General features: G+C 38.9%; 13 protein-coding genes and 1 riboswitch. Of the genes, 2 read left to right on the forward strand and 11 right to left on the reverse strand.

Annotation, left to right across the window (positions count from 1 at the left end; all coding sequences use genetic code 11):
• Positions 1–22: 22 nt before the first annotated feature.
• From QH639_RS10145 to rpsU, 10 genes are all read right to left on the reverse strand, one after another.
• Positions 23–373, reverse strand: coding sequence for a diacylglycerol kinase family protein (locus QH639_RS10145; RefSeq protein WP_131520557.1), 351 nt, complete (start codon positions 371–373; stop codon positions 23–25).
• On the reverse strand, positions 374–847 hold the full coding sequence (gene ybeY / locus QH639_RS10150) for an rRNA maturation RNase YbeY (RefSeq protein ID WP_048392192.1): 474 nt from the start codon (positions 845–847) through the stop codon (positions 374–376). It lies immediately after the preceding gene.
• 8 nt (positions 848–855) lie between these two features.
• Positions 856–2,976 (reverse strand): HD family phosphohydrolase, encoded by a 2,121-nt coding sequence (locus QH639_RS10155; RefSeq protein WP_237898269.1) that lies wholly within the window; start codon positions 2,974–2,976, stop codon positions 856–858.
• A 557-nt stretch (positions 2,977–3,533) separates the two neighbouring features.
• Entirely contained in the window at positions 3,534–4,490 is a 957-nt protein-coding gene (locus tag QH639_RS10160; protein ID WP_016994096.1) for a PhoH family protein, read from the reverse strand.
• 2 nt (positions 4,491–4,492) lie between these two features.
• Positions 4,493–5,605 (reverse strand): sporulation protein YqfD, encoded by a 1,113-nt coding sequence (locus tag QH639_RS10165; protein ID WP_131520555.1) that lies wholly within the window; start codon positions 5,603–5,605, stop codon positions 4,493–4,495.
• Entirely contained in the window at positions 5,595–5,855 is a 261-nt protein-coding gene (locus QH639_RS10170) for a hypothetical protein (protein ID WP_048392190.1), read from the reverse strand. Before QH639_RS10170 ends, QH639_RS10165 begins: the two co-directional genes overlap by 11 nt.
• A gap of 55 nt (positions 5,856–5,910) precedes the next feature.
• Entirely contained in the window at positions 5,911–6,387 is a 477-nt protein-coding gene (locus QH639_RS10175; RefSeq protein WP_131520554.1) for a hypothetical protein, read from the reverse strand.
• 26 nt (positions 6,388–6,413) lie between these two features.
• Entirely contained in the window at positions 6,414–7,418 is a 1,005-nt protein-coding gene (gene floA, locus QH639_RS10180; RefSeq protein ID WP_004227087.1) for a flotillin-like protein FloA, read from the reverse strand.
• A gap of 3 nt (positions 7,419–7,421) precedes the next feature.
• Entirely contained in the window at positions 7,422–8,750 is a 1,329-nt protein-coding gene (locus QH639_RS10185; protein WP_131520553.1) for an NfeD family protein, read from the reverse strand.
• A 312-nt stretch (positions 8,751–9,062) separates the two neighbouring features.
• Positions 9,063–9,236, reverse strand: a complete 174-nt coding sequence (rpsU, locus tag QH639_RS10190) for a 30S ribosomal protein S21 (RefSeq protein ID WP_004227078.1) — start codon at positions 9,234–9,236, stop codon at positions 9,063–9,065.
• 253 nt (positions 9,237–9,489) lie between these two features.
• Positions 9,490–9,631, forward strand: a riboswitch (cyclic di-AMP (ydaO/yuaA leader).
• A 116-nt stretch (positions 9,632–9,747) separates the two neighbouring features.
• Between rpsU and QH639_RS10195 the strand changes: the two genes are divergently transcribed.
• Both QH639_RS10195 and QH639_RS10200 read left to right on the forward strand, forming a co-directional pair.
• The gene (locus QH639_RS10195; RefSeq protein WP_281116022.1) at positions 9,748–11,085 is read left to right on the forward strand and encodes a TrkH family potassium uptake protein; all 1,338 of its coding nucleotides are present in this window, start codon (positions 9,748–9,750) and stop codon (positions 11,083–11,085) included.
• 25 nt (positions 11,086–11,110) lie between these two features.
• The gene (locus QH639_RS10200) at positions 11,111–11,767 is read left to right on the forward strand and encodes a potassium channel family protein (protein ID WP_004227067.1); all 657 of its coding nucleotides are present in this window, start codon (positions 11,111–11,113) and stop codon (positions 11,765–11,767) included.
• Between the two features lie 46 nt (positions 11,768–11,813).
• Here the strand turns inward: QH639_RS10200 and QH639_RS10205 are convergent, their stop codons facing one another.
• Positions 11,814–12,383 carry a manganese catalase family protein gene (locus tag QH639_RS10205; protein ID WP_004227065.1) on the reverse strand — a complete coding sequence of 190 codons (570 nt, stop codon included), beginning with the start codon at positions 12,381–12,383 and terminating at the stop codon, positions 11,814–11,816.
• Positions 12,384–12,406 lie beyond the last annotated feature (23 nt).

Genomic DNA, 12,406 nt, shown 5'->3' on the forward strand with positions numbered 1-12,406 from the left:
AATTAGAAGACACTCATTTCCATTAAAACCATTTTGGCAGAAAGATGAGTAATCCGATTATAGCACTGAATAGCGCAAATACAAGCACTGCACCTGCTGCAATATCTTTTGCTTGCTTAGCAAGCGGATGTATCTCCGGGGAAGCTAAATCGACTACCCGTTCGATAGCTGTATTCATCATTTCCAGTGCAAACATTAGTGCTATTAATAGTAGCACAATATACCACTCCATACGAGATAAACCTGTCAAATAACTAGCCAGTATAACAATGATTGCACTTACTATATGTGATTTAAAATTTTGTTCTTTACTTGCAGTTATGATGCCTTCAAAAGCATAGCCAAAAGATCGCAAGTATTTTCGCAAATTCATCTAGTCTCGACCTAAGCCAAAAGTTTGGAGAATCTCATCTTGCTTTGCAAACATCACTTTCTCTTCTTCTGGCTCCATATGGTCATAACCAAGTAAATGTAAAAAACCATGTACAGCTAAAAAGCCTAATTCTCGTTCAAAGGAATGATTGTATTCCTCAGCCTGCTCTTTTGCACGATCAGTCGAAATAATGATATCACCTAATACACGTGGCATACCTTCAAAAGTAACTTCCATTTCTCCTTCCCCTAGCTCCTCTAGTGCAAAGGAAATGACATCTGTTGGCTGATCTTTGCCACGATATTCACGATTAATATCTTGTATTGCCTTGTTTGTAACAAACGTCACTGAAACCTCTGTTTCTGGCTCAATATTTTCTACACTTGCAGCATGCTGTAATAGCTTTTCAACAAGTTCGATATGTTGTGCTCCCACTTCATTTGTTTCATCCGTAAAATCAATTGTTAAAATCATAGATCCTCCTACTTATCTGCCTTTGGATATTCAATACGTGAATGGAATATCCCATTCAACGTTTCACAAAGAACTCTCTCTATACATTTTAACTCTTTTATTGAAATATCGCATTCATCAAACTGATTATCTTGGACGCGATCATCGATAATCGCTCGTACTAGCTTCTGAATTTTCTCTGCATTTGGCTCTTTCATAGAACGTACTGCTGCCTCGACACTATCCGCAACACTTATAACAGCTGCTTCTTTTGTTTGTGGTTTGGGCCCTGGGTATCGGAACTTTGACTCATCAATATTTTTTCCTTCTTCCTTTGCTTTAAACAAGAAGAATTTTAACAAACTTGTGCCATGATGTTGTAAAGCGATATCGATAATTTCTTGGGGCATTTTATAACGTTTTAACATATTGGCACCATCTGTCGTATGGGCGATAATAATCTCTGCACTTGTTTCAGGTGGTAACGAATCATGCGGATTGATGCCCGACATCTGATTTTCGATGAAAAAGGAAGGTCGTTTAGTTTTACCAATATCATGATAATAACAACCCACACGTGCTAATAAACCGTCAGCACCAATCTCTTCACACGCAGCTTCCGCTAAGTTCGCTACCATCACACTATGATGATATGTCCCTGGAGTTTCCATTAATAATTTTTTTAATAATGGATGGTTGGGATTGGATAGCTCAATTAAGCGCAAAGACGAAAGCAAGCTAAACGCCGATTCAAAGAATGGTAAAAGTCCCATCGTTAATGCCCCTGAAAGTAAGGCAGATAACATCGCTGCTATTAAGTAAAATGCTAACTCTGGTAAGCCATAGGATGATTGTGTCATTAACAAATAAAACGCGATAAATGCCATATTTACAAGCGAAATCACACCAACCGCGTGTAAAATATGTGAGCGTTTTTCCACACTACGCAAAAAGAATAGGCTTGCAAACCCTCCGAATATAATATACAGCGTAATTTCCATTTGCATAACTGAAGAATAGCCTTCTTGAAAAATTACTCCTGCTGAAGCAGCCGTCATAACTGTAATTAATACAGCAGCTCGCTCATCTGCTAGCAATCGTACAAGCATCGTAGCAAGTGCTGTCGGGAATAAAAAGGCAATCGTCACATCAAAGCCACTAGAAACTAAGCTAATAAATTTCATTAGCAAAATAGACAAGCTATAAACAATCACTGTCACTAACAGTGCATTACGTTTTTTTCGTTCGTTCGTCTCCCAACGCTCAAATAAAATATACAAAAACATCATTTGCAGTAGCGTTAAAATAATAAGCCCTGCAATAGGCTTCAAGGAGGCTTTATTACTAACCATCCCTAATAGCTCTAATTGTCTATAAGCCTCATTGTCAATAACTTGGCCTTCCTGAACAATAATCTGACCTTGTAAAATTCGTGTTGGCTCTACACTTTCTTTGGCCTGCTGTTTTCGGATCTTTGTTTGTTCTTCATTAATTGTTTCATTTTCAATAATGCTTGTACGTCCTATTAACACGACTGTATTGAATATTTTATCAGGATATCCTCGTTGTCCACGAATCTTTGTCTCAAAATCATTTTGTGCAACAAAGACGTTCTCGGGTCGGATGGATTTTTGTAAATATTCCTCTACAAATTTAGATAATTGCGTACTTGTTCTAGTTAAATCATCTTCACTTTGCACTAACAGACCTTCGAGCTGAGAATCTGTAAAAATTAACGGCATCTGGTCTTCGTCAATGGATTCAAATTTTTTTCGAAGCTGTGTAACTTGATCTGCAATAGGAATAGGTTCCTTACTATTAGCAACATCTTTTTTCACTTCCAAAACATAATCAAATAATGATGTTACAATCGCTGCTCTTTGCTTGGCGACATCCTCCGAAAATTGATAGACTGAATCCACTGCATTGGCAGCTTTTTCTCGCTCTAGCTGTGTTTTATAAGTGTCTTCAATCGTTTTAGTAGATCGTACGGTTTCAGGCGCAAGCTGTAATGGTTTGAAATCATATGTAACCCCTTTAACATCGCCATACATGAACCCAAATTGTAGGCCACCTGTTAAAATGAGAATGATGATAAGAAAGTAGCGAAAACCGATAAGCTCTGTAAATTTTCGAAGTTGTTTCTCCATCTGGCACCTCCTCTATCTACCTACTATCATACCAATTCAGCATACATTTTTCTCGAAAAATGTATAAGAAAGCAAAAAACAGCTATGCATCTTCGCATAGCTGTCACATTTTTTTCCATATTTTGATTAAATTCGTGGTTTAGGTTTTAACTATACGGATGTTTTAAACCTCGTTACCCCTGTCGCTTCGCTTTCGGGCAGACTTTAAACCTCGTTGCCCCTGTCGCTTCGCTTTCGGGCAGACTTTAAACCTCGTTGCCCCTGTCGCTTCGCTTTCGGGGCAGACTTTAAACCTCGTTGCCCCTGTCGCTTTGCTTTCGGGCAGACTTTAAACCTCGTTGCCCCTGTCGCTTCGCTTTCGGGGCTGACTTTAAACCTCGTTGCCCCTGTCGCTTCGCTTTCGGGGCAGACTTTAAACCTCGTTGCCCCTGTCGCTTCGCTTTCGGGGCTGACTTTAAACCTCGTTGCCCCTGTCGCTTCGCTTTCGGGGCTGACTTTAAACCTCGTTGCCCCTGTCGCTTCGCTTTCGGGGCAGACTTTAGAATTGCTACGCAATTCTAAAGTTGCTGTTCTTCGTAGGCTTGAATGATTTTGGCTACGATTGGGTGACGTACGACATCGCCTTGTTCTAGTACTTGGAAATGAATAGATTTAACATACTTTAATGTACGTTCTGCTACAATCAAGCCAGATTCTGTATTTTTGGGTAAGTCGATTTGTGTTTTATCACCTGTGATGACCATTTTAGAGCCGAAGCCTAGACGAGTTAGGAACATTTTCATTTGTTGATGTGTTGTATTTTGTGCTTCATCTAAAATAACAAAGGCATCATCTAATGTACGGCCACGCATATAGGCTAAAGGGGCGATTTCAATTGTTCCGCGTTCAATTAGCCGCTGTGTCTGTTCCGAGCCGTAGATGTCGTTTAAAGCGTCGTAGAGAGGTCGTAAATATGGATCGACCTTTTCCTTTAAATCCCCTGGAAGAAAGCCTAGAGATTCTCCAGCTTCAACAGCAGGACGAGTTAAAATAATTCTCTTAACATGGCCGTTTTTAAGTGCCTGTGTTGCCATGACTACCGCTAAATACGTTTTCCCAGTACCGGCTGGACCAATACCGAAAACAACGTCTTTATGACGGATTGCTTGTATGTATTCTCGTTGACCAATTGTTTTTGCACGAATTGACTTACCTTTCGTCGTGCGTGCTATTTCTTCATCATATAGTTCTGCAAAATACTCGATTGTTCCTTTTTGTGTCATTTCAATAGCTGTTGTGACATCACGTTGATCAATATTAATTCCTTTGCGAATGACCTTCAATAAAGCATGCAGAAGAAATGTTGCCTGTTCCTTAGCATTTTCTTCACCCGCAAGTTGAATTTGTTCACCACGCGTAATGATATGAACATTAAGTGCTTCTTCAACTAATTTCATATTTGCATCGGAAATACCTAGTAGCATAACCGCTTCATTTGGATTATCCACCTGTAATACAGTTAACTGTTCTGACATAATCATTCTCCTTGTAGGCCTTGTATTGGACTTGCAATGTTTTCATTGACTAAAAATAGAACTTTCCCTTCAACTGTACCATTCCCCCACTTTGCCTGTAAAAGGTTTTCTTTCTTGATGATTGTTTTTGCAGGTAACGAACGTAATACTTTTTCATGCAATAAAGGAATCAGCAATGACTCAATTTTCGATTCATCTAACTCTACTTGCATCGTTTTCGTCTGTTGCTCCTCTACAATTGAAACATAGGGGGATAGCCAATTCGGTAAATCTTTTCTTTGTACATAATCCACCTTTTCCTGATGTATACCCTTTATCAACACTCGCCATTGCTTTTGCTGCAAGGTTTCCACAGTAATTTTTGTTGGAATTTTAAATGAACATTCAAGCCAATAGTCTGCATAAACCTCTCCCTTCGCCCCTACAAAAACTTGATCTGTACCACTTTCTAATACCCCACTTACGAGGACGTCACCCTCGTAGGCTGTATCATTTACTGAAATTTTTCGCTCGCCATGCTGTATATTAAAATGTGTAATGACACCACTTTTCGTTGCTACTATATGGGAGGCTAATTTATCAGTTGTTTGCTCTGTTTGTTTAGGTGATTCTTGTGGTCTCAAAATTACTCGTCCGCCATGTTTATCAATATGAACCCATGATAGCTCTCGGTGTTGCTCTAACAGTTTTTGTCGTATAACCGTATTGGAAGGTAACCTTTTTTGAGATAAAGGGGTTTCTAATTGAAAGGTTTCATGAAAGGTCTTACCTAAACGCTGCTCTAGTTCTGGTGTTGCGGCTTCTATGTCCACTCGCCATATGACTTGTGCACAAAGAATTGGAATAGCAATCATAAAGGCTAAGCCCAATAAAGTCCAAATTTGCGCTCGAAAAACTTGAAGCTCATCTGCATAAAATACAGCCATTTTTAAGCGAAAACGTCTTCGTACACGGCGAATTTTTGGTAGATAATGCATCGTCGTTTCAAAGGAAACTTCCTGCTCACGAAAGACAACACGCTTTAATGGGACATGTTGAGCGTGCAATGCTTGAATAAAAGGATGAACATTTTCATGGCGCTTTATACGTATAATAATTGGCCGATTATTCCACATTTTTGCTCACACCCATATTCTTTGTCATTTTCATATGAAGCTCCTGTAGATTGTCAACAGTGAGATGTAGCATTTCTTCTTTGAGCGCATTGATTGTCACTGAATCCGCATTGACAGTAATATGATAATCTGCATAGACAAACGAACAGGTCGTCGCATCTGCATGAATAAAACGGTAGGGTCCAATAATTTTTAATGATTCGTATTCTAACAACTCAAGTAGTGGCGTTAATTGAAATAATTTTTTCATAAAAAAATGCCTCCTTCTTCGGCAATATATGCATCGAAAAAGGAGGACATGCTAGTTATTTTCTTTTTGATTTCGGTGGACCTAATATTTCAGCCATCACGATTGCTTGCATAAGATCATTTTTAGATTGAGGTAGTTGTAAAGTCGAATTTGTGCCAACTGATTGCACTTCCTTTTTTCCAGCAGCTAATCGTCCTCGACCTTCTCGATTAGAAGAACGGCTAGGGATATCTGCGGGAATGACAGTTGGGGCAACATAGCTTGGCATTTCTTTTTTCACTTGTGCTTCAACAAACTTTTTAGGTTCCTCGACTTTCTCATTTTCTGGAATCCAATCTCCTATAAATTCTCGTGCAAAATCTTCAAAACTCTGTGCTTTCCCAGTCCGATGTGGCGCTTTCTCCGTAACTGGAGGCTCTACCACGGTATCTTTATTAAAAGGAGGCATCTGCTTCTGAGGCTTTTTATTTTTTGATTTTCCGAAAATAGAGCTGACTATGGCAATTATGGCAAAGAGTATTAATTGTTCCATATTATTAGTTCTGCTCCTTTCCGTTATTAAGCATTAGGTTCATTTGTTTCAGGTTTATCTGTGCTCACTTTTGAAATCGAATCGCGCATCGCTGTATCCGCTTGGATATTACGATAGTTCATATAATCCATAATACCAAGATTACCGGAACGTAAGGCTTCAGCCATCGCTTGTGGTACTTCTGCCTCTGCTTCTACTACTTTCGCCTTCATCTCTTGAACACGTGCAATCATTTCTTGCTCATTTGCAACAGCCATAGCACGACGTTCCTCGGCTTTTGCTTGTGCAATGTTTTTATCTGCTTGTGCTTGTTCAATCTGTAATTCTGCACCGATATTTTTACCGATATCTACATCGGCAATATCAATGGACAAGATTTCAAAGGCTGTTCCTGAATCTAACCCTTTAGATAATACTGTTTGCGAAATCATATCTGGATTTTCTAAAACTTCTGTATGATGTGTCGCTGAACCGATAGTTGAAACAATCCCCTCACCAACACGAGCAATAACTGTTTCTTCACCAGCACCACCGACTAAACGCTCGATGTTGGCACGCACGGTAATACGAGCCTTTGCTTTTACTTCAATCCCGTTCATTGCTACACCTGAAATGAACGGTGTTTCAATAACTTTTGGATTAACAGACATTTGAACAGCTTCTAATACATCACGCCCAGCTAAATCAATTGCTGCACAACGTTCAAATGACAGCTCTATATTGGCACGGTGAGCCGCAATTAAGGCATTCACTACACGGTCAACATTACCACCTGCTAAATAGTGACTCTCTAACTGATTAATCGTTACAGGTAAACCAGCTTTATGTGCTTTAATCAACGGATTAACAATTCGAGACGGGATAACACGACGTAAGCGCATCCCAATTAATGTGAAAATACTCACACGTACACCTGCTGCTAATGCAGAAATCCACAATGCTACGGGTACAAAGGTAAAGAATACCGCAAGCACAATGAATAAAATAACTAGTCCAGCAATAGGACCAATCAAAGCTAAATCAAAACCCATTTTCTATTCCTCCATCTCTTTATCTGTTTGTCTCACAACAATGCGTGAGCCTTCAACTTTAATAATTTCTACATGTTGATTAACATCGATATAGCCACCTTCTGATACAATATCAATGCGTTCACTACCAAGTACCATTGTTCCAGATGGACGAAGTGGCGTAAGCGTTTTCCCAATTTTTCCTAACAGTTCTGTGCGATTCACATTGGATACATACCCTTCTTCTGTCGTGGTTGCATCCATTAACACAAGCCTGTTTAAGACATGCAGTTTTTTTCCGAAAAATTTCATCAGAATCACCATTCCTATCATCGCTATCACAAGCGCAATGAGAATTGCTACTATCATTTGCATCATATTTGCACCTGCCAGTATCAGACTTAGTACTATTAAGACACCACCTAAAATACCAATAATTCCACCGGGGACAAAAAACTCTGCAATTAAAAGGGCTAAGCCAACAATAAATAACAATAATGTTTCATATCCCGCAAAGCCGGCCACCATATGTCCAAAGAAAAATAAACCAAGTGCTGATAAGCCCATTATACCTGGAACACCAAATCCTGGCGAATAAAGCTCCATCACAAGTCCTAAGCTAGCGATAGACAATAGAATAGGTACAATGATGGGATTTGTAATAAAACGAGCTAACTTTTCAGAAAAGGTTGGTTCAATGGGAACAACATCACTACCATTCAAGTTGGTTACTTCTAAAAGCTCCTGAAAATCTTTAACCGTCCCTTCAGAATATTTAACCTTTGCTGCCTCTGAGGCTGATAGGGTTAACAAATTCTTTCCGCCAGCACGGTATTCTGGTAGTTCATAGTTGGTATCTGCCATTGCTAATGCATATTTAGGGTCGCGCCCTGACGTTTCTGCTGCTGCTTTCATTTGAGCAAGCCAAGCGCTATTGGCCTTTAGGTCGGCTGCATTACCTGCTGAATCGATAACTGCTGCTGCACCAATTGTTCCATTTGGAACCATGTAGATCTTATCCGCATGTAAGGCTAAAAACGCTCCTGCTGAGTGCGCATCCTTATTAATATAAGCAATCGTTTTTATTTGCGTTGCATCCATAAGCATGGCGATATCGCTTGCTGCATTCACAAAACCGCCAGGCGTATGTATTTCTAAGATAATTGCCTCTGCATTGTTTTCTTCAGCCTCTTTAAAAGCTCGTTCTAAAAATGCATGAAGTCCTCGCTCTACTTCATTACGAATCGGAACATGATAAACCTTATTACTGGCAAAAGCCGAAGTTAATGGAAACGCTAACAAAAAAGTCATCCATATCACTAGTAAATAGCTGAGGATTCTCCGTTTTCGCATCTTTTCCCCTCCCTTCTAACATGCCTCTCCTCTGTATATACGGTCAATCATGCGAAAAGTTTCACAAATCTTAAAAATTTATTCACTTATTTATCACTAGATCTAATCCCAATTATCAACACTTAGTATGCGAAAAAAAGCCGAATGAAATCATTTTGATTCATTCGGCTTTTTCATATGTACGTAAAGTTGAGCAATGTAAAATACCTGAAATTAATCAAAAATGTGATTAATTTCAGGTATAACTTTGTCTGCTCAGTGAATCATACAATTGCGTGTTATGAACGTAGGGATTTTTAATGGGAAATTAAATTACCACTTACGTTTACGTGCAGCTTCTGATTTCTTTTTACGTTTTACGCTAGGTTTTTCGTAGAACTCGCGCTTTCTAACTTCTTGAATTGTACCACTTTTTGATACAGTACGTTTGAAGCGGCGAAGAGCATCTTCAAGCGATTCGTTTTTGCGAACGACAGTTTTTGACATCTCTCTTTCCCTCCCTCCGAACACACGTCAATACACAATTAGGCAAATCACCTTCTGTTGTGTACTAAAAAATTATATCGTATTGTCTAATAATGGTCAATAGAAAGTATGCGAAATTATCAAGTGAATTTTTGGTTTTATTTTTGCTCGAATTATTCATACACAATTCGCCCACAATAAAAATAATTACATTTTCTTAACAATTAAGGGGTTTACAAAAAATAGAATAAGGGCGTAGAATAAATCACATTCAATTTCATATCGGCCAAATCTCAACTATTTGAGAACGGAGGAACCAATCTTTTGGGGTTAATTCTGCTTTAGCAGAAGGGATGAGAAAGCTCTTTCGCCATCCTACCCGTCAGCTAACTTCGTCGGCTAAAGCGAAGGAGGTCGTTATTGACCACCATTATTAGCATGCTTTCTACCCTTTTCATGCTCTAATCGTAGGTCTTTTTATTATGCCATCTAACAAACAGTTGTTTACTATTCAGAATTGAGGAAAAATTAAATGAACAATTTTAAAAGAGCATTAAATCCTCCCAAAGTTCTTGTATTGGGCTTTGCCCTCATCATTGCCATAGGTACGTTTCTTTTAACAATGCCATTTTCTACTGAGGATGGGAAGGGTTTGCCCTTTTTAGATGCTTTATTCACTGCTACATCAGCTACTTGTGTCACAGGTTTAATTGTAGTCGATACAGGTGATACCTTCTCTACTTTTGGCGAAGTGGTTCTTTTATTCTTAATCCAAATTGGCGGTTTAGGATTTATGACATTTGCCACATTATTATTTTTGCTGCTTGGAAAGAAAATTTCATTAAAAGAAAGACTGCTGCTTAAAGAAGCATTTAATAATATCTCCATTGCTGGTCTTGTTCGATTAGTGAAAAGAATATTGCTCTTTACAGCATGTATTGAAATAATCGGTGGTCTTATTCTATCCATTCGTTTTTCTTTTGATATGCCTATTAGAAAGGCCCTTTATTTTGGGTTTTTTCATGCCATATCCAACTTCAACAACGCTGGCTTCGATTTAATGGGTGGCTTTAACGGAATGACTGCCTATGTTGATGATCCCTTTGTTGTTTTCACCATCTGTACTCTTATTACAATCGGCGGATTAGGCTTTATTGTGATGAATGAATTATATGAATATCGTGTGACTAAAAGGCTTTCTGTCCATTCAAAAATAGTCTTAGTAACGACACTTTTGCTAACTGTTAGTGGAACCATTTTGATATTTTTGTTTGAGTATGGCAACCAAAAGACACTGGGACCATTATCCGAATGGGGTAAAGTGTTAGGTTCCCTTTACCAAGCGGTTACACCACGAACTGCTGGCTCCAATACACTGGCTATTGGGGACTTAACGCATTCTACATTATTTTTAATGATTCTTTTCATGTTTATTGGGGCAGGCTCTGGGTCGACTGCTGGAGGTATTAAAATCACAACCTTTGCTGTTTTAGTAGCTACTATGTGGTCACAAATTCGAGGAAAAGAAGATGTCGTTCTCTTTAAACGTAGAATTGTTACTGAAACTATCTTAAAGGCTTTGACGGTTACAATGTGTGGAGGATTAATTGTTATAGTCGTGACGATTCTTCTCAGTATCACGGAACAGCATCATAGCTTTATGATGTACTTATTTGAGGCTACCTCTGCGTTTGGTACTGTTGGTCTTTCGATGGGCCTAACTCCAGAGCTAACACCTGCTGGTCGTCTTCTTCTGATTATTACAATGTTCGCAGGAAGAGTAGGACCACTAACCATTGCTTTTGCCATTGCAAAACGAAGAAAAAAAGAGAGTTTCCGCCACCCAAAAGGAAATATTATGATTGGATAACCAAATGAGAGGAAGACAGAACGCTATGACCATTAAACAATACGCTGTGATTGGCTTAGGTAGATTCGGAACAAGCGTCGCTCGCAGATTGCATGAAGCTGGACAGGAAATATTAGGAATTGATATAAATGAAGAAAGAGTAGAGGATGCCGAACCCTATGTGACTCACGCTGTGGTAGCAGATACAACAGAAGAAAAAGCCTTAAAATCGATTGGTATTGGTAACTTCGATTGTGTTATCGTGGCGATCGGTAATGATATGCAATCTAGTATTTTAACCGTCTCTTTATTAAAAGAGCTAGGGATCAAAAAAGTGATTGCAAAGGCACTTGGTAAAAGACATGGGCAAGTGTTAGATAAAGTAGGAGCTGATTGGATTATTTACCCAGAAAGAGATATGGGTGAACGTGTGGCTAATCAACTCCTATCCCCAAATATGTTGAATTATATCGAATTATCAAAGGAATACAGCATTGAAGAAATTATGATTCCTTCCAAAATGGCTGGACAAAACCTTCGTGATTTAGACTTGCGCGCAAAATATAACGTCAGTGTAATTGCAATTGTGCGCGAAGGAGAAATTATTATCTCCCCTTCTCCTGAGCAAATTATTGAAAAGGAAGATTTATTAGTAATGATTGGTCATCGAAAAGATCTTAGCTTATTCTCAAATATTCAGTAACCACAAAAAGGCTGTTTCAAGCTCAACTTGATACAGCCTTTTTGTCTTAGAAAACTTTCTTTTGATCTCTATCATCTTTTAAAATTTCAACAGCCTCTCTGAAGCGTTGGGAATGAACAATTTCCCGTTCACGTAAAAACTTCAAACTATCATTTAAATCCGTGTCATCTGATAAGTCAATAATCCATTGATATGTGGCACGTGCCTTTTCTTCAGCTGCAATATCCTCATACAAGTCCGCGATAGGGTCGCCCTTTGCTTGAATATAGGTTGCTGTGAATGGTACACCTGAGGCATTTTGATAAAATAGAGCCCGATCGTGATTTACATAATGATCACCCAAACCAGCTTCTTTCAGCATTTCTGGTGTTGCATCTTTTGTTAGCTTATAAATCATCGTGGCAATCATTTCTAAATGTGAAAATTCCTCTGTTGCTATATCGGTCAATAACCCTACTACTTTGTCAGGAATCGTATAGCGCTGATTCATGTAGCGTAGAGCTGCTGCCAGTTCCCCATCCGCTCCTCCATATTGTTCAATTAAAAACTTTGCAAGCATTGGGTTACATGTACTAACTTTTACCGGATACTGGAGTTTCTTTTCATAATACCACAAAGATTTTTCCTCCTAGTCTTTTG

This window comes from Lysinibacillus sp. 1 U-2021 (assembly GCF_029916965.1).
Taxonomy (GTDB): domain Bacteria; phylum Bacillota; class Bacilli; order Bacillales_A; family Planococcaceae; genus Lysinibacillus; species Lysinibacillus capsici.